Annotated in this window: 22 protein-coding genes; 14 read left to right on the top strand and 8 right to left on the bottom strand. The window is 71.7% G+C overall.

Going from position 1 to position 18,017, the window contains the following annotated elements:
* Nucleotides 1-222 precede the first annotated feature (222 nt).
* Both AB0J97_RS10285 and AB0J97_RS10280 read left to right on the top strand, forming a co-directional pair.
* On the top strand, nt 223-702 hold the full coding sequence (locus AB0J97_RS10285) for a SigE family RNA polymerase sigma factor (RefSeq protein WP_113704031.1): 480 nt from the start codon (nt 223-225) through the stop codon (nt 700-702).
* Entirely contained in the window at nt 699-1,349 is a 651-nt protein-coding gene (locus AB0J97_RS10280) for a hypothetical protein (protein WP_364086800.1), read from the top strand. The genes AB0J97_RS10285 and AB0J97_RS10280 overlap by 4 nt, the downstream gene beginning before the upstream one ends.
* Nucleotides 1,350-1,358: 9 nt before the next feature.
* Here AB0J97_RS10280 and AB0J97_RS10275 read toward each other — a convergent pair whose 3' ends face one another.
* From AB0J97_RS10275 to hrcA, 3 genes are read right to left on the bottom strand one after another with little or no spacing between them, the layout of a single operon-like run.
* The gene (locus tag AB0J97_RS10275) at nt 1,359-2,084 is read right to left on the bottom strand and encodes a 16S rRNA (uracil(1498)-N(3))-methyltransferase (RefSeq protein WP_357694092.1); all 726 of its coding nucleotides are present in this window, start codon (nt 2,082-2,084) and stop codon (nt 1,359-1,361) included.
* A 9-nt stretch (nt 2,085-2,093) separates the two neighbouring features.
* Entirely contained in the window at nt 2,094-3,236 is a 1,143-nt protein-coding gene (gene dnaJ / locus AB0J97_RS10270; protein ID WP_357694095.1) for a molecular chaperone DnaJ, read from the bottom strand.
* 11 nt (nt 3,237-3,247) lie between these two features.
* Nucleotides 3,248-4,261 carry a heat-inducible transcriptional repressor HrcA gene (gene hrcA / locus AB0J97_RS10265; protein WP_357694098.1) on the bottom strand — a complete coding sequence of 338 codons (1,014 nt, stop codon included), beginning with the start codon at nt 4,259-4,261 and terminating at the stop codon, nt 3,248-3,250.
* 156 nt (nt 4,262-4,417) lie between these two features.
* Here hrcA and AB0J97_RS10260 point away from each other — a divergent pair, with 156 nt between their 5' ends.
* The 3 genes from AB0J97_RS10260 to AB0J97_RS10250 are packed head-to-tail and all read left to right on the top strand — an operon-like array spanning nt 4,418 to nt 6,605.
* Nucleotides 4,418-5,179 (top strand): hypothetical protein, encoded by a 762-nt coding sequence (locus tag AB0J97_RS10260; protein WP_357694100.1) that lies wholly within the window; start codon nt 4,418-4,420, stop codon nt 5,177-5,179.
* Between the two features lie 17 nt (nt 5,180-5,196).
* Entirely contained in the window at nt 5,197-6,006 is an 810-nt protein-coding gene (locus AB0J97_RS10255; RefSeq protein WP_364086794.1) for a DUF3097 domain-containing protein, read from the top strand.
* Nucleotides 6,003-6,605: a DUF4870 domain-containing protein gene (locus AB0J97_RS10250; protein WP_364086792.1), complete on the top strand. Its 603-nt coding sequence runs from the start codon at nt 6,003-6,005 to the stop codon at nt 6,603-6,605. The genes AB0J97_RS10255 and AB0J97_RS10250 overlap by 4 nt, the downstream gene beginning before the upstream one ends.
* Here AB0J97_RS10250 and hemW read toward each other — a convergent pair.
* The gene (hemW, locus tag AB0J97_RS10245) at nt 6,598-7,815 is read right to left on the bottom strand and encodes a radical SAM family heme chaperone HemW (protein WP_364086790.1); all 1,218 of its coding nucleotides are present in this window, start codon (nt 7,813-7,815) and stop codon (nt 6,598-6,600) included. The two genes, AB0J97_RS10250 and hemW, sit on opposite strands and share 8 nt — an antisense overlap.
* A 55-nt stretch (nt 7,816-7,870) precedes the next feature.
* On the opposite strand from hemW, the gene AB0J97_RS10240 reads away from it, so the two are divergent.
* The 3 genes from AB0J97_RS10240 to AB0J97_RS10230 all read left to right on the top strand — a co-directional run bounded on the left by AB0J97_RS10240 (nt 7,871) and on the right by AB0J97_RS10230 (nt 9,963).
* A complete protein-coding gene (locus tag AB0J97_RS10240) occupies nt 7,871-8,440 on the top strand; it encodes a styrene monooxygenase/indole monooxygenase family protein (RefSeq protein WP_364086788.1) in 570 nt (189 codons plus the stop codon).
* The gene (locus tag AB0J97_RS10235) at nt 8,437-8,655 is read left to right on the top strand and encodes a hypothetical protein (protein WP_364086786.1); all 219 of its coding nucleotides are present in this window, start codon (nt 8,437-8,439) and stop codon (nt 8,653-8,655) included. Before AB0J97_RS10240 ends, AB0J97_RS10235 begins: the two co-directional genes overlap by 4 nt.
* A 63-nt stretch (nt 8,656-8,718) precedes the next feature.
* Nucleotides 8,719-9,963 (top strand): glycoside hydrolase family 18 protein, encoded by a 1,245-nt coding sequence (locus AB0J97_RS10230; protein ID WP_357694110.1) that lies wholly within the window; start codon nt 8,719-8,721, stop codon nt 9,961-9,963.
* 26 nt (nt 9,964-9,989) lie between these two features.
* Here AB0J97_RS10230 and AB0J97_RS10225 read toward each other — a convergent pair whose 3' ends face one another.
* On the bottom strand, nt 9,990-10,622 hold the full coding sequence (locus AB0J97_RS10225; protein WP_364086783.1) for an MOSC domain-containing protein: 633 nt from the start codon (nt 10,620-10,622) through the stop codon (nt 9,990-9,992).
* Nucleotides 10,623-10,676: 54 nt separating this feature from the next.
* Nucleotides 10,677-11,009 carry a hypothetical protein gene (locus tag AB0J97_RS10220; protein ID WP_364086781.1) on the bottom strand — a complete coding sequence of 111 codons (333 nt, stop codon included), beginning with the start codon at nt 11,007-11,009 and terminating at the stop codon, nt 10,677-10,679.
* Nucleotides 11,010-11,256: 247 nt separating this feature from the next.
* Here AB0J97_RS10220 and ccmA point away from each other — a divergent pair, with 247 nt between their 5' ends.
* Together ccmA and AB0J97_RS10210 are read left to right on the top strand one after the other, a co-directional pair.
* Nucleotides 11,257-11,880 carry a heme ABC exporter ATP-binding protein CcmA gene (gene ccmA / locus AB0J97_RS10215; protein WP_364086779.1) on the top strand — a complete coding sequence of 208 codons (624 nt, stop codon included), beginning with the start codon at nt 11,257-11,259 and terminating at the stop codon, nt 11,878-11,880.
* 130 nt (nt 11,881-12,010) lie between these two features.
* Complete coding sequence (locus AB0J97_RS10210; protein WP_364086777.1) at nt 12,011-13,495, top strand: DUF6297 family protein; 1,485 nt, start codon at nt 12,011-12,013, stop codon at nt 13,493-13,495.
* Nucleotides 13,496-13,499: 4 nt separating this feature from the next.
* Here the strand turns inward: AB0J97_RS10210 and AB0J97_RS10205 are convergent, their stop codons facing one another.
* Nucleotides 13,500-13,991, bottom strand: coding sequence for a GNAT family N-acetyltransferase (locus AB0J97_RS10205; RefSeq protein WP_364086775.1), 492 nt, complete (start codon nt 13,989-13,991; stop codon nt 13,500-13,502).
* 67 nt (nt 13,992-14,058) lie between these two features.
* Here AB0J97_RS10205 and AB0J97_RS10200 point away from each other — a divergent pair, with 67 nt between their 5' ends.
* Together AB0J97_RS10200 and AB0J97_RS10195 are read left to right on the top strand one after the other, a co-directional pair.
* The gene (locus AB0J97_RS10200) at nt 14,059-14,352 is read left to right on the top strand and encodes a hypothetical protein (RefSeq protein ID WP_364086773.1); all 294 of its coding nucleotides are present in this window, start codon (nt 14,059-14,061) and stop codon (nt 14,350-14,352) included.
* A complete protein-coding gene (locus AB0J97_RS10195) occupies nt 14,349-14,705 on the top strand; it encodes an acyl-CoA thioesterase (RefSeq protein WP_364086771.1) in 357 nt (118 codons plus the stop codon). The genes AB0J97_RS10200 and AB0J97_RS10195 overlap by 4 nt, the downstream gene beginning before the upstream one ends.
* A 3-nt stretch (nt 14,706-14,708) precedes the next feature.
* Here the strand turns inward: AB0J97_RS10195 and lepA are convergent, their stop codons facing one another.
* A complete protein-coding gene (lepA, locus tag AB0J97_RS10190; protein ID WP_364086769.1) occupies nt 14,709-16,541 on the bottom strand; it encodes a translation elongation factor 4 in 1,833 nt (610 codons plus the stop codon).
* Between the two features lie 55 nt (nt 16,542-16,596).
* Here lepA and AB0J97_RS10185 point away from each other — a divergent pair, with 55 nt between their 5' ends.
* Nucleotides 16,597-17,586: a hypothetical protein gene (locus AB0J97_RS10185; RefSeq protein WP_364086767.1), complete on the top strand. Its 990-nt coding sequence runs from the start codon at nt 16,597-16,599 to the stop codon at nt 17,584-17,586.
* Nucleotides 17,587-17,717: 131 nt separating this feature from the next.
* Nucleotides 17,718-17,987 (top strand): 30S ribosomal protein S20, encoded by a 270-nt coding sequence (rpsT, locus tag AB0J97_RS10180; RefSeq protein WP_352352450.1) that lies wholly within the window; start codon nt 17,718-17,720, stop codon nt 17,985-17,987.
* Nucleotides 17,988-18,017 lie beyond the last annotated feature (30 nt).

Genomic DNA, 18,017 nt, shown 5'->3' with positions numbered 1-18,017 from the left:
TGAGTGTGCGACACTTCGGAGCAAAAAAGTTGATTCAGGGTCGGGCGAGCGCCACCTGGCGAGGAACACGACTGGGTAATGCACCCTAAGGAACCGGGGAAACCTTCAGAACCGGAAGAGAGTAAACCCTCTGGGAAGGCCGCGCGTCCCACTGATGTGACCACCGAAACCCTTCTGGCCGACAGGTCGTTGGGGGCGGTGCCGGTCGGGTGGGATGCCGACATGGCCGTGACCGCGCTCTACAGCGCGCATTTCCGGTCATTGGTGCGTCTCGCGGTGTTGCTGGTGCGTGACATGGCAACCGCCGAGGAAGTCGTGCAGGACGCGTTCGTCGCCATTCACGGCGCCTGGCGCAGACTGCGTGATCCCGACAAGGCACTCGCTTACCTGCGTCAGTCTGTCGTCAACCGGTCCCGTTCCGTGCTGCGTCACCGCGCGGTCGTCGAGAAGTACGCACCCAAGGGCCTGCCCGACGCCCCGAGCGCCGAGAACGGCGCGATCGGCGAGCTGGAACGCTCCGCCGTCATCGAGGCGTTACGCGCCCTGCCGACCCGACAGAGAGAAGCACTGGTTCTGCGTTATTACGGAGATCTGTCCGAAGCTGAGATCGCCCATGCCATGGGAATCAGCAAGGGCGCGGTCAAGAGCCACACCGCACGTGGCATGGCCGCATTGCGATCCGTTCTGGAGAAGATGTCATGACCCAGCCCCCCGACGAGTACGGCGACGTCCTGCGCCGTGCGCTCCGCGCGGAGGCGGACGCGGTCGTGCCCTCGCCGGAGGGACTGCAGATCATCCGCGCCCGCATCGAGCGGCGCGGCGTCCGTAACCTGTTCTGGTGGCGTGCGGGCGCGGCGGCGATCAGCGCCGTGCTGGTGGCGGGGACGATCGTGATGGTCGTTCCCGGGCTGCGCTCCCAGATCTTCGAGGCGCCCATCGAGCCGGTGGACAACTCGACCACCACCCCCGGCAACTCCTCGACCAGGCTCTCCACGCCGCCCAGGCGCGACAGCCACAGCGCCGAGCCGCCGCCCGTCGTGGTCGTGCCGCCGAGCCACAGCGAGACCCACAGGCCCTCGGAGACGGCCAGGTCGACCCGGCAGCCCTCGCCGTCGCCGACACCGTCCTCGACGCCCTGCCCGACCGGCGACCCCGCGGGCGACCCCACCGGCGAGCAGGACTGCCCCGAGATCACGCCGACGCCCACACCGACCTCGCCGGAGTCGCCGGAGTCGATCGGCACGCCGACGACGTGCACCGCCGACGAGTGCCCGCCGGACGACCTGCCGACGGCCGCCCCGAGCGACCTGAGCAGCCCGCTCGTGGGCGTGCCGCACACGACTCCCTGAGCCGCGGGCCTACCAGCGCCCGGTACGCGCGAGCAGCACGGCCGCCGCCGCCACCCCCGCCGTGGAGGTGCGCAGCACAGTGGGCCCGAGCAGCACGGGCACCGCCTTGGCCGCGACGAACCTGCGCAGTTCCTCCTCCGAGACCCCGCCCTCGGGCCCCACGACCACCACGATGTCGCCGCCGGGCGGCAGCGCCACCTGCGACAGCGGCTCTACGGCCTCCTCGTGCAGCACGAGCCCCAGCGCCGCGTCGGCCAGCAGCCCTTCGACCTGCGCGGTGGAGGCCTGCTCGGCCACCTCGGGCAGGTGGAACCGGCGCGCCTGCTTGCCCGCCTCGCGGGCCGTGGAACGCCACCGGCCCAGCGCCTTGGCGACCTTGTCGCCCTTCCACTGCGTGATGCTGCGCGAGGCGGCCCAGGGCACGATCACGTCGACCCCCACCTCGGTCATCATCTCGACGGCCAGCTCACCCCTGTCGCCCTTGGGCAGCCCCTGGACGACGACCAGCCGCCGCGCGGGCGGCTCGACGGTGTAGCGGGCGAGCACGTCGAGCGCGAGCGCGTCCTTGAACACCTCGCGCACCACGCACTCGGCGACGTCGCCCGCGCCGTTGGTCAGGTCGACCCGCTCACCGGCGCGCAGACGCCGCACGGAGGCCGCGTGCCGCCCCTCAGGGCCGTCGAGCGTCAGCTCGGAGCCGTTGAGGTCCTCGGCGAGGAACACGGGGACGGTCACGGGTGATCGTCACCTGCCGTTGAAGGCGTCACGCAGGCGGGAGAAAAAACCCTGCTGCCCCGGGGCGAACTTCCCCGGCGGCCGCTCCTCGCCGCGCAGCCTGGACAGCTCGCGCAGCAGGTCCTCCTGCGGCTGGTCGAGCCGCATCGGGGTCTCGACGTTGACGTGGATGAGCAGGTCGCCCCTGCCGGACTCGTTGAGCCGCTGCACGCCGCGCCCGTACATGGTGATGACCTGGCCGGACTGGGTGCCGGGGCGCACGTCGATCTCCTCGGAGCCGTCGAGCGTCTCCACGGCGAGGATCGTGCCGAGCGCGGCGGCCGTCATCGGGATCTGGACCGTGCAGTGGAGGTCGTCGCCGCGCCGCTCGAAGATCTCGTGGGGGCGCTCGACGATCTCCAGGAAGAGGTCTCCGGGCGGGCCGCCGCCGGGGCCGACCTCGCCCTCGCCGGCGAGCTGGATGTGGGTGCCGTCCTCGACGCCCGCGGGGATGCGGACCTTGATCGTGCGGCGGGTGCGCACCCGGCCGTCGCCCGAGCACTCCTGGCAGGGGTGGCGGATGATGCTGCCGAAACCGCCGCACTGGGGGCACGGCCGCGAGGTCATGACCTGGCCCAGGAACGAGCGGGTGACCTGGGAGATCTCGCCGCGCCCGTTGCACATGTCACAGGCGTCGGGGTGGGTGCCGGGGGCGGCGCCGGCGCCGTGGCACACCTCGCACAGCACGGCGGTGTCCACGACCAGCTCGCGGGTGGTGCCGAACGCGGTCTCGCGCAGGTCGAGCTCGACCCGGATGGTGGCGTTGCGGCCCCTCCTGGCGCGCGAGCGCGGCCCGCGGGTGCCGCCGGCGGTGCCGAAGAAGGCGTCCATGATGTCGCTGAAGGGGAAACCCGCCCCGAAGCCGCCGGCGCCCGCGCCCGCACCCGCGCCGCCGCCGAAGGGGTCGCCGCCCAGGTCGTACATCTGGCGCTTGTTCGGGTCGGACAGCACCTCGTAGGCCTGCGTGATCTCCTTGAACCGCTCCTGGGTCTCAGGGTCGGGGTTCACGTCGGGGTGCAGCTCGCGGGCGAGGCGGCGGTATGCCTTCTTGATCTCGTCCTGACTGGCGTCACGGCGCACCCCGAGGGTGGCGTAGTAGTCGCTGTTTGCCACTTATCGACCTCTTAAGATGCAGCCAGGATCTGGCTGACGTAGCGTGCCACCGCGCGTACGGCGCCCATCGTCACGGGGTAGTCCATCCTCGTGGGACCCAGCACGCCGAGCCGGGCCAGTTGGTTGTCGCCAGAACCGTATCCGGTTGCGACGATGGACGTGCCGCGAAGGTAGGGGTTTTCCGAGCCGATGCGCACGGTGAGCGCGGACGGGGTGTCTGTGGATGTCTCGCCGAGCAACCGCATGAGCACGACCTGCTCCTCCAGCGCCTCCAGCACGTCGCGCAGGCCGGTGGCGAAGTCGGCGCCCGCGAGATTGGCCGCGCCGGCGAACACGATCTTCTCGTCGTGGCGTTCGACGAGGGTTTCGAGCAGCACCGACAGGATCGTGGCCACGGCGGGCCGGTCCTCGGCGGGGAGCCGCTCGGGCAGGTCGGCGACCAGCTCGGGGACGTTGCTCAGCCCGCAGCCGTCGAGGCAGGAGTTGAGCACCGCGCGCAGGTGGGCGATGCGGTCGTCCTCCACCACCTCGGGCAGCTCGATCACGCGCTGCTCCACGCGCCCGGTGTTGGTGATCAGCACGAGCATGACCCGCCGGTCGTTGAGCGGGACCAGCTCGACGTGCCTGACCGTGGAACGGGTCAGCGTCGGGTACTGTACGACCGCGACCTGCCTGGTGAGCTGCGCGAGCAGCCGCACGGTGCGGAAGACCACGTCGTCGAGGTCGACCGCGCCGGCGAGGAAGGTCTCGATCGCCCGCCGCTCGGCCCCCGACAGGGGTTTGACCTGCGACAGCCGGTCGACGAACAGGCGGTAGCCCTTGTCCGTCGGCACGCGGCCCGCGCTGGTGTGCGGCTGGGTGATGTAGCCGTCCTCCTCCAGAGCGGCCATGTCGTTCCTGACCGTTGCCGGGGAGACCTTCAGGTTGTGGCGCTCGGCCAGCGCCTTTGAGCCCACCGGTTCGTTGGTGGACACGTAGTCTTCGACAATGGCGCGGAGCACCGCCAGCTTCCGATCGTCGAGCACGTGCTCACCTCCTGCCTGTGCCTTACAGGGAAACGACAGGTCTAGCACTCCGTGTTCCCGAGTGCCAAGTGTACGGCTCTCGCCCACAAGGTGCGATAACACCGGGTCCCATCCTGTTGCTAGCGACTTACAAGCGACAGGCCTCACACTTGCCGCATGACCGACAATTCCCAGCCCCCGCAGTACGGACCGCCCCAGGGGCAGGGTCCCTACTACGGTCAGCAGCCCCAGTACGCCCAGCCCCAGCCCCCGCAGTACGGCCAGCCCCCTTACCAGCAGCAGCAGCCCCAGTTCGGCCCCCCGCCCCAGTACGGCCAGTACAACCAGTACGGCCAGCAGCCCCAGTTCCCGGCCAGGATCGACGGCAAGGCGATCAAGCCACGCCTGTGGTGGATCGCGGTCGTGTGGGCCGTGGCCGTGGTGCTGGGCGTCGTCGGCGTGGTCGTGTTCGCCGGCGGCGTGCTGAGCAGCGTGACCGACATGGCCCCGACGACCACGTTCGCGTCGGGCGAAAGCGTGAAGGTGGCGATCGACCCCGCCCAGCGCCCGGCCGTGTACATCGCCACCGACACGCGGGTCAACTACCAGTGCGAGATCTCCGGCGGCCCGGCCCAGGCCAGGCTCGTCAAGGTCTCCGGCACCCAGACGCTCACCGCCGGCGGGAAGACCTGGCAGGAGATCCTCGCCGTCAACGCCCCCGCCAAGGGCGACTACCAGCTGACCTGCGCCACGCAGGAGGAGTCGTCGGCCCGCTTCGGCGTGGGCCGTGACGTGCTCTCGGCCGCGGGCGGCGTGTTCGGCGGCGTGGCCGCGCTGTTCCTGATCCCCGGCGCCGGCCTGCTCATCGGCATCATCGGCACGATCGTCATCCTCGTACGGCGCAGCGGCGCGCGTAAGCGCCTTGCGGTCAGCGGGTGATTTGCTACGGTCCCCGTGTGTACGAGGGTGATGTGCTGGCGGGCAATTGGCGGCGGCCGGGCAAGGGCAAGATCCCGAAGGTGCCGGCCGAACTCGACCTGGTCGTGGAGGACGCCGACAGCGGCTTCTGCGGCGCCGTGGTGGCCTGCGACAAGGAGGCCGTCACCCTTGAGGACCGGTTCGGCAAGCGCCGCCTGTTCCCGCTGGCGCCGGCCGCCTTCCTCCTGGAGGGCAGGCCCGTGACGCTGGTGCGCCCGGTGGCCGCGGCCCCGGCCGGGCCCAGGCGCAGCGCGTCCGGGTCCATCGCCGTGGAGGGGCTGCGGGCCCGGGTCGCCAAGGAGAGCCGGATCTACGTCGAGGGCGTGCACGACGCCGCGCTCGTGGAGAAGATCTGGGGCCACGACCTGCGCGTCGAAGGGGTCGTGGTGGAGTACCTGGAGGGCGTGGACGACCTGCCCGCCATCGTGGCCGAGTTCGCCCCCGAGCCGGGCCGCAGGCTGGGCGTGCTGGTCGACCACCTGGTGCCGGGGTCGAAGGAGAGCCGGATCGCGGCCCGGGTCACCTCGCCGCACGTGCTCGTCGTGGGCCATCCGTTCATCGACATCTGGCAGGCGGTCAAGCCGTCCGTGTTGCGCATCCCCGGCTGGCCCGACGTGCCGCGCGGGGTGCCGTGGAAGGAGGGCGTGCTCGCCGCGCTGGGCTGGCGCATGGAGCCAGCGGACGCCTGGCGGCGCATTCTGGGCGCCGTCTCGTCCTTCGCCGACCTGGAGCCGGAGCTGCTCGGCCGGGTCGAGGAACTGATCGACTTCGTTACGGAGGCATCATGACCCAGGATCCGCCGCCCGCCGACGACTCCCCGGACGTCCCGCCCTCGGACGTACCCCGCGACCAGGGCCCCCGGCTCGGCTACGGCCAGCAGCCGGGCTCCCAGCCCGACTACGGGCGGCAGCCGCCCGGCCAGAGCGGCCCGCAGCCCGGCCCCATGCCGACGCCGCCCCGCTACGTGCCCCCGCCGCCCGGCTACGGCCAGCCCCCCGGCTACGGCGCCCAGCAGGGCTACGGCCGGCCCGCCGGGCCGTACGTGCCCGGCCGGTTCGGCCCGCGCCGCGGCAGCGACGACACCACGATGGCCATGCTCGCCCACCTGCTGGGCCTGCTGGTCTCGTGGGTCGGCCCGCTGATCATCTACCTGATGAAGAAGGACGAGTCCCCCTACGTCAGGGACCAGGCGGCCGAGGCGCTGAACTTCCAGATCACGATGTTCATCGGCTATCTGATCGCGGGCGTGCTGACGGTCGTGCTGGTCGGCCTGCTGCTGTTCCCGATCGTGTGGATCGTGTCGCTGATCTTCCACATCCAGGCGGCCGTCGCCACCAACCGGGGCGAGAACTACCGCTACCCGTTCGCCATCCGCCTCATCACATGAGCTCGGTGATCAGGGCGTCGGCCAGCAGCCTCCCCTTGAGGGTGAGCACCATCCGGCCCGCCCTGAACGGCTCGGGCTCCAGCAGCCCGCGCGCCAGCGCGCTCGCCACGGACGTGCGCGCCCCGGGGGCCACCTCGGCGAGCGGATAGCCCGAGATCAGCCGCAACTCCAGCATCAGGCGCTCGGCGGCCCGGTCGGCGTCGGTGAGCACCTCGCGCGCGTGCGCGGGCGAGGTGCCCGCTGCCAAACGCTGGGCGTAGGCGGCCGGGTGCTTGACGTTCCACCAGCGGGTGCCCCCGACGTGGCTGTGGGCGCCGGGGCCGGCGGCCCACCAGTCGCCGCCGGTCCAGTAGAGCAGGTTGTGCCGGCAGCGGGCCTGCTCGGAGGTCGCCCAGTTGGACACCTCGTACCAGCTGAACCCGGCCTCGGCCAGCATCTCGTCGGCGATCAGGTAGCGGTCGGCGGCCACGTCGTCGTCGGGCATCGGCAGCTCGCCGCGCCGGATCCTGGCCGCCAGCCTGGTGCCCTCCTCCACGATCAGCGAGTACGCCGACACGTGGTCGGGCCCGGCCTCGATCGCGGCGGCCAGCGAGGCCCGCCAGTCGTCGTCGGACTCCCCCGGCGTGCTGTAGATCAGGTCGAGGTTGACGTGCTCGAACCCGGCCTCCCGCGCCTCCCGCACGGCCCGCGCCGGGCGACCCGGCGTGTGGGTGCGGTCGAGCACCTGGAGCACGTGCTCGCGGGCGCTCTGCATGCCGAAGCTCACCCGGTTGAAGCCGCCCTGACGCAGCTTGTCGAGGTAGGCGGGGTCGACGGACTCGGGGTTGGCCTCGGTGGTGACCTCCGCCCCCGGCCGCAGCCCGAACTCCGCGTCGATCGCGGCCAGGACGCGCGCCAGGTCCTCCGGAGGCAGCAGCGTGGGCGTGCCGCCGCCGAAGAACACCGTCTCCACCGGCAGCTCGGCGTCGCCCAGCACGCGGCGGGCCAGACGCACCTCCGCCACGACCGTGTCGGCGTAGTCGCGATGGGAGGCGCCGGGCCCTAGCTCGGAGGCCGTGTAGGTGTTGAAATCGCAGTAGCCGCAGCGGGTCACGCAGAAGGGCACGTGCACGTAGAAGCCGAACGGGCGCTCGCCGAGTCCGCGCAGCGCGCTGTCGGGCAGCTCGCCGGAGGCGGGCGCCGGGTCGCCGTCGGGCAGGGTGGATGGCACGTCATCCAGTGTGCCTGCTCACGGGGGTGCTCCGAGCCATCGAAGGAGGCGGCACATGACGGGCGTCGGAATCGTGGGCGCCGGGATCTCCGGGCTGACGCTGGCGCTGCGGCTGCAACAGCTCGGCGTCCCGACCACGCTCTACAGCGAGGGCGACGCGGAGGACCTGGGACGCGGGCGGCTGCCGAACACCGTGGGCAGGATGGCCCGCGAGCGGGAGCTGGGCAGCCTGCACTTCCTCGACCCTGGCTGCCTGCTGACCGCCGGCAGGCTCTCGATCAAGGGGGATCCGCTCCCGCCGGACGCGGGCCAGGTCGACCGCTGGTCGCGCGGGCACGAGCTGATGGTGGTGGCCACCGGGAGGCGTTCGGTGCGCGCGTTGTTCCCGCGCGATCCGGCGCGGTCCCCGTACCTGGCGCCGCAGCGGGTCCTGGCGGCCGGGCTGTTCCGCGGGTTCGATCCGGGCCCGGCCTTCGGGTTCAACATCTCGCCCGGCTGCGGCGAGATCCTGAGCATGGCGATGATGACGCGGGCCGGTGTGCGCGGCGGCGTGCTGGTCGAGGCGATCCCGGGCGGTCCGCTCGAAGTGCTGGGCCGTACGACGCGGCGTTCGCGCGGGAGGTGACCCGGCGCATGTGGGTGGCGGCCGGGCCGGTCACCGCGTGGACGAACGCCTTCCTGCGGCCTCCGGCGGAGCACGTCCTCGCGCTGCTCAGGGCCGCCTCGACCAGGCAGGACGTGGCCGAGCTGGTGCTGTCGCTGTTCGGCGACCCGGCCCGCGCGTGGGAGCTGCTGTCGAGCGCCGAGGAGGTCGCGCTCGTCGTTGACGGCGAGGGGTGACGGTTCTACGATCGCGTCAACTTATAGGAAAGTTTCCTATAAGTTCACCCCCCAGGAGCGCCCGTGAAGAAGATCGTCCTCGCACTCTCGCTCTTACTCGGGCTGACGGCGGTCTCCGTGCCCGCCGAGGCCCACTCCGGATTCAAGCGGGTCGCCTACTTCATCCAGTGGGGCGTGTACGGGCGCAACTACCACGTCAAGGACGTGGACGCCACCGGCGCCGCCGCCAAGCTCACCCACCTCAACTACGCCTTCGGCTTCGTCAACGCCGAGGGCTCCTGCTACTCGGCCGACCCGTGGGCCGACTGGCAGCGCCCGGTGCCGGCCGAGCAGAGCGTGGACGGCGTCGCCGACCAGCCCGGCCAGGCGCTCAACGGCAACCTCAACCAGCTCCGCAAGCTCAAGGCCAAGCATCGCGGCCTCAAGGTGCTGATGTCGCTCGGCGGCTGGACCGGCTCCAAGTACTTCTCCGACGCCGTGCTCACCCCCGAGTCCCGCGCCGCGCTGGCGCGCTCGTGCGTCGACCTGTGGCTGCGCGGCAACCTGCCCGGCCTGGAGCCGGGTGCGGGCGCCGGCGTGTTCGACGGCATCGACCTGGACTGGGAGTGGCCCGGCTCGGCGGGCAACGACGGGAACGTGATCAGGCCCGAGGACAAGCGGAACTTCACGCTCTTCGTCGAGGAGCTGCGCGCCCAGCTCCGGGCCTTCTCCGCGACCTCCCAGCTCACGGCCTTCCTCCCGGCCGCCGCCGCCAAGATCGACGCCGGGTTCGAGGTGCGCCGCGTGTTCCGGTCGCTCGACTTCGCCACCGTCCAGGGGTACGACCTGCACGGCACGTGGGAGTCGCGGACCGGGCACAACGGGAACCTGTTCAACGACCGGCGCGACCCCAACCCCGTCAGGTACAGCGTGGACCAGACCGTGCGCGACTACCTGTCGCGCGGCGCGCCCGGGCGCAAGATCGTCGTGGGCGTGCCCGCGTACGGACAGGGCTGGACCGGCGTGACCGGCGGCGGCGACGGCCTCTACCAGCCCGCGACCGGACCGGCCGCCGGCAAGTGGGGGGCGGGCAGCGAGGACTATAAGGACCTGGCGGCCAAGCCGGGCAAGCGCTACCGCGACCTGCGCACCGGCGCGATGTGGCTGTACGACGGCAACGAGTTCTGGTCCTACGACGACCCGGCGTCGCTGCTGGAGAAGGCGGCCTACATCCGGCTCAAGGGGCTGGGCGGCTCGATGATGTGGTCGATCGACCAGGACGACGCCCGCGCCTCCCTCACCTCGGCCCTGTACTCCGTCCTGCGCTGACGCGCCCGGCCGGGTGGGCGGCCTCCTCAGTCGCCCGCCCGGCCTGTCCGGGCGGCCAGCTCGTCCCATTCGGGGCCGTGGCCGGGGACCGCGAGCACGCGGGCGAGCGCGTCGGCGTCGCCGTGGCGGGCGCGGAAGACGTCGGCCACCGTCATCCCGGTCTCCGGGCGCGAGACGATCTCCACCTCGTCGCCGGCGCCCAGCTCGCCCGGCTCCACCACGGCCAGGTACGCACCCGGCCGCGCGGCTTGCGTGAAGCGCTTGAGCCAGCCCGGTTCGTCCATCCAGTTGCGGAACACCACGCAGGGCGTACGCGGGCCGGTCACCTCCAGCAGGGCGCTGCCGACGCGCCACCGCTCGCCCACGAGGGCGCCGTTGACGTCGAGGCCGTCGGTGGTCAGGTTCTCCCCGAAACGGCCGTCGCGCAGGTCGCGGCCCAGCTCGCCCTGCCACCAGTCGTAGTCCTCGCGGGCGTAGGCGTAGACGGCATGGCTGGGGGCGCCGTGGTTGGGCGTGTCGGCCCGCTCGTCGCCCGCGAGCCCGTTGCGCAGCACCTCCACCCGGTGAGTCACGGCTCGCTTGTCGATCGCCGTACGGCCGAGCTTGCCGGCCCATTCCGCGTCGAACGACTTCCCGACGTTCACGGAGAGGATGCGCATGCCGCGACCGTAGCGGACAGATCGAGGTGTTCTGCACTGTTTTTTCCGCTTTTCTCAGCTCTTGTATGGAGAAAGGCGGACATTGTCACCGTCGGGCGCCATCTGGCCGAGCTGGGCGTCGGCGTCGAGCTCGGCCAGTTGTAACAGGGTCTCCAGCGCCGCCTGCCTGGTCTCCTCGACCGAGCCGCCGCGTTCGCCGAAACACTCGGCCGCGACGTCGAGCAGCGCCGCCACCACGGCCGCGTCGGGATAGGGCACGTCCACCACCACCCTGCCGTCGCCGCCCACCTCGGCGGGTCTCAGGTGAAGCCGCAGCAGCCGCCGCGTCTCCTCCGCCACGGCCACCCCCAGCACAGCGGCACGCTCGAATCGCTCAGAAGCAATCACGTCACCCTCCAGTAGCACTGGTGTTCGGGAACAGCAAAGGTAGCGACCACCACCGACAGAATCGGCTCTTCCGCCCTGGAGGGGCTCTGGAAGGGGTCCGGAGAGGCCCCCGGAGAGGCCCGTGTCTCTTCCTCGGGGCAGCCCGCTCTTCTTCCCTGAGGAGGCTTGCCGGAGGCCGGCGGCCGAGGGGCGGGATCGGGCGGAGGGCGGTCACGCGGGAGGCCGGGGCGGTGGCTACGCTCGAACGATGAGCGGTCTGATCATCGATGTCGCGGGACTTTCGGTCGAGCTCGGAGGCAATCCGGTGCTCCGGGGCCTGGAACTGGCCGTCGAGCCGGGTGAGATCGTGGCGGTCGTGGGGCCCAACGGTTCGGGCAAGTCCACGCTGCTGCGCTGCCTGGCCGGCCTCCAGCCCGCCACCTCCGGCGAGGTACGCGTGTTCGGGGCCGTACCGGCCGACGACGCGTCCTTCTGGCGCCGGGTGGCGCTGCTCGGCGACGAGCCCGCCTGGTACCCGGGGCTGACGGCGCGCGAGCACCTGGAGCTCATGGGGGCCGTGCACGCCGAGGCGCGCATGACGGTGGAGTCGGCGCTGGAGGAGTTCGCGCTGACCGAACGGGCCGACGCGCCGCCGCTCAACCTGTCCACCGGCCAGCGCCAGCGCCTCTGCCTGGCCGCCACGCTGCTCAGGCCCAGCACGCTGCTGCTGCTCGACGAGCCCGAACGCGGCCTCGACGCCGGCTTCCGCGTCCGGCTCGCCCAACTCCTCGAAGAGTACGCGGACGAGGGCGGCACCGTGGTGATGGCCACCCACGACCAGACCCTCGCCGACGTCGCCCGCCGCGTCTCCCCCGCCGGAGTGCCCGCATGAGCCGTCCCGACCCCAGCCCCACCGCCGGGCCGCCACGCAAGGCGGACGGACGGTTCTCCCAGGACGGACGGTTCTCCCAGCGGGCCGGCGCAGTGCGGCGGAAGGCGGGCGGGCGGTGAGTGTGCATGAGGTGAGTGTGCGGTCGGTGCGGGCGTTCGTCCGGGCGCGCGGCCGTGCTCGCGGCGGTCTGGTCGATCGCTACGTCAGCCTGTTCGGCCTGTGCATGCTGGTCGCCGTCCTCGGGCAGCCGCTGTCCTCGGCGGTGTCGGGCCTTTCCGGGACGGTCGAGTCCGGGCGGATGGGCGCGGGGGTCGCCCTGGTGCTGCTGGCGTTCGCGGGCTTGCTGGCCGTGGCGCGGGTGGCTGGGCCGGTGATGGTGCCCGCGGCGGAGGCGTCCTGGCTGCTGATGTCGCCGTTGAACCGGCGCCGGCTGCTCGGGCGTACCGGGCGGGTGCTCATGGTCGTCGCGCTGGTGGCTGGGCTGCTGCTCGGGCTGGGGCTGCTCGCGGCGCTCGGCGCGCCCGGCGCGCTGGTGTGGCGGCTGCTCGCCGCGCTGGCGCTGGCCACGGCGGCGAGCGTGGCGGGCATGGCGCTGGCGATGCTCGCCCAAGCGTCCCCGGTCTGGAACGCCTGGCTGACCGGCGTCCTGGCCGCGCTCCTCGTGCTGGCCGTGGTCGCCGTCAGCGGCCAGGCCCGTACGGCCCTCGCGGCCGCCGCGAACGCGCCCCTGCCCGCGCCGGCCGCCACGGCGTCGGCCATGGCCGCGATCGCCGCCGTCCTGGCCCGCCGGGCCTGGGCTTCGCTGGCCGCCATCCCCACCCGCCTGCTGCTGACCGCCTCCACCCGGGCCGGGCACGTCAGCAACGCCGCCGTCACTCTCGATCCCGGCGCGCTGAGCTGGATCGCCGAGGACAACCACTGGCGGGCCAGGAAGCTCACCTCGCGGCGGTGGCCGGGGCTGCCCGCGCCGCTCGCGCTGGCCTGGCAGGACTGGGTGCGGCTCGGCCGTCGGCCCTGGCGGCTGGCGGCCACGGCCGCGAGCGCGGCGTTGCCCGCCGTGTTCGCCCAGGCGGGTGCCGCTCCGGCGGTTCTCGGGCTGGTCGTGCTGGGTGGGGCGCTGGCGGTGGCGGCGTCCGGCACGTCCGGCGCGCGCAGGGACGCCGACAACCCCGCCCTGGCCCGGCTGACCGGCGTGGGCCGGCGTCCGGCGCTGGCGGCGCGAGCCCTCCTGCCCGCGCTGGTGGGCGGTACCTGGGCGGGCCTGGCCTTGGCCGGTGTCGCGGTGGTCGGCGGCCTTCCGTCCGGTATGTGGTGGTTCGCTCTGCCGGCTGCTCCCGCGCTCGCGGCCGGTGCGCTGCGGATGGCCAGGAGGGGGCCGGTCGACCATTCGATGCCGGTCATCGACACCCCCGGCGGCGCCGTCCCGACCGGGCCGCTGTTGTGGGCGGCGACGGGCGCCGACCTGGCGCTGCTCGGCTGCCTGCCCGCGGTGGTCGCGCTGGCCACCGGGCCGGCCGCACCGGGCGGGTTCCTGGCGGCCCAGGCACTGACGGGCCTCGCGGCCCTGGCGGGCGTCCTGCTGAGGTCCCGCCCTGACGGGGGCCCTCGGGCCTGAGTGGTCAGGCGACGTAGAGGTCGCTCGGCACGCCCCCGTACCGGATCGTGCGTTCCCTGTGCAGGCCCGCCTTCTCCGCCACCCGGCGGGACGGCTCGTTGCCGCCCCCGATCAGGGCCACCACGGTGCCCAGGTTGCGCCCGACGCGCAGGGCCGCCCTGGCGAGCTCGACCGCGTACCCGTTGCCCCAGACCGTGGGGCGGAACCGGTAGTAGAGGTGGAGCACGTCCTCGCCCTCCAGGGTCGCGTGCCGCAGGCCGCCGATGCCCAGCACCCGCGCGCGCTCCGGCAGGCGGGCGGCCCAGTAGCCGATCCCCCGCTCGGCCCAGTCGGCCAGCCACAGGTCCAGCATGACCCGGCTGGCCTCCAGGTCCACGGGGGGCCCGGCGGAGCTGTAGACGTTCGTCCGCGGGTCGGCGTGGATCTCGTGCACGGCTTCGAGGTCCTCCAGGCGTACCCGGGAGAGGACCATACGTTCCGTACGTACCAATTCCACCCTTTCAGGGTAGCCGCTTCCATCGCTAAGCTATCGGTACCGATCGAACAGCGATGAGGAGCGCCCGATGGACATCGCCCGCGTGCAGGCCTCGCTGCGTCTGATGGCGCGCGGCCTGGAGGAGCTGGCCGCCGCGCTCGGCGACGAGGAGGTGGGCGAGGCCGAGCGTACGGCCCGGGTCATCGCGGAGTGGGGCCGCCGCGGCCTCACCCAGAAGGAGGCGTCGGCGCTGTTCCAGCGGCACGGCTTCGCCCCCCAGACCACGGGCGGCTGGGCCCGCGGCGACTGGGTGGAGCTCGGCGACGACGGCCTGCGCTACCTCACCGCCAAGTCGCACGCCTGGCTGGAGGAACGATCATGACCTTCACGGTACGCATCGCCGTACGCGGCTACGAGCTCGACACCCAGGGCCACCTCAACAACGTGGTCTACCACCAGTACGGCGACCACGCCCGCTGGGAGTGCCTGCGCGCGGCCGGCATCTCGATCGACGACCTGCGGGAGGCCGGCGTCGGCCCGGTGACGTGCGCGTTCGAGTGGGGCGAGGGGAGGACGTTCAGGATCAGGCAGGAGTTCAGGGGCGCGGACGGCGAGCCGGCCGCCGAGCTGACCGGAGTGGGCGGGCTGATGGACCTGCGGGCCCGCCGGCTGCTCCACGACCCGGGAAATCGCTGGCGGGCGCTCGCGCGAACGCCCGCCGTGATGGGCCTGTAGCGGCTACTTCTTGGTCTTGTCGGCGCCGGAGGAGTCGGTGGACAGCGCGGCGACGAACGCCTCCTGGGGCACCTCGACGCGGCCGACCATCTTCATCCGCTTCTTGCCTTCCTTCTGCTTCTCCAGCAGCTTGCGCTTACGGGAGATGTCACCGCCGTAGCACTTGGCCAGGACGTCCTTGCGGATGGCCCGGATGTTCTCGCGGGCGATGACCCGGGCGCCGATGGCGGCCTGGATCGGCACCTCGAACTGCTGCCGCGGGATGAGCTCGCGCAGCTTCTTGGCCATGTCGACGCCGTAGGAGTAGGCCTTGTCCTTGTGGACGATCGCGCTGAAGGCGTCGACGGCCTCGCCCTGCAGCAGGATGTCCACCTTGACCAGCTCGGCCTCCTGCTCGCCGGCGGGCTCGTAGTCGAGCGAGGCGTAGCCGCGGGTGCGCGACTTGAGCTGGTCGAAGAAGTCGAAGATGATCTCGCCGAGCGGCAGCGTGTAGCGGATCTCGACACGGTCCTCGGACAGGTAGTCCATGCCGAGGAGCTGGCCGCGCCGGCCCTGGCAGATCTCCATGATCGCGCCGATGAACTCGGCGGGCGCCAGGATGGTGGACTTGGTGACCGGCTCGAAGACCTGCGCGATCTTGCCGCCCGTGGGGAACTCGGACGGGTTGGTGACCGTGAGCTCCTTGCCGTCCTCCATGACCACGCGGTAGACCACGTTGGGCGCGGTGGAGATCAGCGACAGGCCGAACTCGCGCTCCAGGCGCTCGCGCACGATCTCCATGTGCAGCAGGCCGAGGAAGCCGACGCGGAAGCCGAAGCCCAGCGCGGCCGAGGTCTCCGGCTCGTAGACCAGCGCGGCGTCGTTGAGCTGGAGTTTGTCGAGCGCCTCGCGCAGCTCGGGGTACTCGTCGCCGTCGATCGGGTAGAGCCCGGAGAACACCATCGGCTTGGGGTGCTCGTAGCCGGCCAGCATCTCCTTGGCGGGCTTGACCGACGAGGTGACGGTGTCGCCGACGCGCGACTGGCGCACGTCCTTCACGCCGGTGATGAGGTAGCCCACCTCGCCGACGCCCAGGCCGCGGTCGGAGGGCTTGGGCTCGGGCGAGATGACGCCGATCTCCAGCGTCTCGTGCGTGGCGTTGGTGGACATCATGAGGATGCGCTCGCGCTTGCTCAGATGGCCGTCGATGACCCGGACGTACGTCACGACGCCGCGGTAGGTGTCGTAGACGGAGTCGAAGATGAGCGCCCGCGCGGCGGCGTCGGCCTGGCCGACGGGCGCGGGGACGGTCTGCACCACGTGGTCGAGCAGCTCGCGCACGCCCACGCCGGTCTTGCCCGACACCTTGAGCACGTCGGACGGGTCGCAGCCGATCAGGCCGGCCAGCTCCTCGGCGAACTTCTCCGGCTGCGCGGCGGGCAGGTCGATCTTGTTGAGGACCGGGATGATGTGCAGGTCGGCGTTCATGGCCAGGTAGAGGTTGGCCAGGGTCTGCGCCTCGATGCCCTGCGCGGCGTCGACCAGCAGGATCGCGCCCTCGCAGGCCTGCAACGACCGGGACACCTCGTAGGTGAAGTCGACGTGCCCGGGGGTGTCGATCATGTTGAGGACGTGGCCGTCCCAGGGCAGCCGCACGGCCTGCGACTTGATCGTGATGCCGCGTTCGCGCTCGATGTCCATCCTGTCGAGGTATTGCGCGCGCATGGAGCGTTCGTCGACCACGCCGGTGATCTGCAGCATCCGGTCGGCAAGGGTCGACTTGCCATGGTCGATGTGCGCGATGATGCAGAAGTTGCGGATCAACGCGGGGTCGGTCTGGCCAGGCTGAGTGCGCACCGAAGTCCGTTTCGACAGGGTTGAGGTCAAGCGTCTTTCATGGTGACATGCCCGGGTGATTACCCGGACCGTCATCCGCCGTGGCCTGCGCCTGGTCGCGCTGGCCTCGGCCGTCGTGGTGGCGCTGGCCGGCCTCCTCGCCGGCGCGCTCCTCCTTCAGTTTACCGGTGCCCCGGCGGCCTGGGCGAAGAGCACCGGCAACGACGCACTCTGGCTCGGCCACGCCTGGGTCGACGGTCGCCGCACGGAGCGGGACGTGGAGCAATTGGCCGTACGCCTGCGCACCACCGGCATCAAGGACGTGTACGTGCATTCCGGCCCGTTCGAATGGGACGGCCGCCTCGACCCCGCCAAGCACCCCAGGTCGGCGGATTTCGTGACCTGGATGCACCGGCACCTGCCGGGCGTGCGTGTCTCCGCCTGGCTGGGCCAGAGCGTCAAGAACGGCCTCGACCTCGACGACGCCGCGTCCCGCGCGAACGTCCTGGCCGGCGTGGCCGACATCATGAAGGCGGGCTACGACGGCATCCACTACAACTTCGAGCCCATCGGCGACGGCGACGCCGAGTTCCTCGACCTGCTGGAGCGGACGAGGGCCCACACGAGGCTGCTGTCCACCTCCACCCCGCAGATCGAGCCCTATCCCCTCATGCGCCCGGCGGGCAGGCTCGTCCTGGGCCACGACAAATACTGGTCGCAGGGCTACTTCCAGGAGGTCGTGAACCGGGTGGACCAGGTCGCGATCATGACGTACGACTCGGGCGCCCCCACGCAGTCCCTCTACGGCGGCTATGTGGCCAGGCAGGCCGCGCTCGCCCTGCACCTCGTCCCCGACGACAAGTCCCTGGTCATCGGCGCCCCCGCCTACCACGACCACGGCCTGCCCTGGCTGGACGCCGCCGAGAGCGTGGCGACGGCCGCCGAGGGCGCGAGTCTGGCCCTGTCCGAGCACGGCCGCCGCGAACGCTTCGGCCTGGCCCTGTACGTCGACTTCGCCGCCACCGAAGAGGACTGGAAGGAGTACATGACCCGCTGGCTGGCCTAAACTGAGAACACCCGGGGCGTTGATTTGAGCAGCCACCTGGGTTATTGGTACCCTGTTCACTTGCGTGTGGCGCGCCCTCTCATCGAGCCCGCGCGCCCCATCCATCCTTAGACTTTCACCGAGGCTTCTTCGTGGCGAACATCAAGTCCCAGATCAAGCGCAACAAGCAGAACGAGAAGGCCCGTCTGCGCAACAAGGCGGTCAAGTCCTCTCTGAAGACGGCCGTCCGCAAGTTCCGCGAGGCCGCCGAGCAGGGCGACGTCGAGCAGGCCGCGGCGCTGCAGCGCGTCGCCGCCCGCCAGCTCGACAAGGCCGTCAGCAAGGGCGTCATCCACAAGAACCAGGCCGCCAACCGCAAGTCGGCGATCGCCAAGCAGGCCGCCTCCCTGGCTGCCAAGTAGGCACCGCCGCCGGGCCACAGTCCGGCGGAG

The sequence above is a fragment of the Nonomuraea sp. NPDC049607 genome (assembly GCF_040675375.1).
Classification (GTDB): Bacteria; Actinomycetota; Actinomycetes; order Streptosporangiales; family Streptosporangiaceae; genus Nonomuraea.
This window is presented reverse-complemented; position numbering and strand designations above follow the sequence as displayed.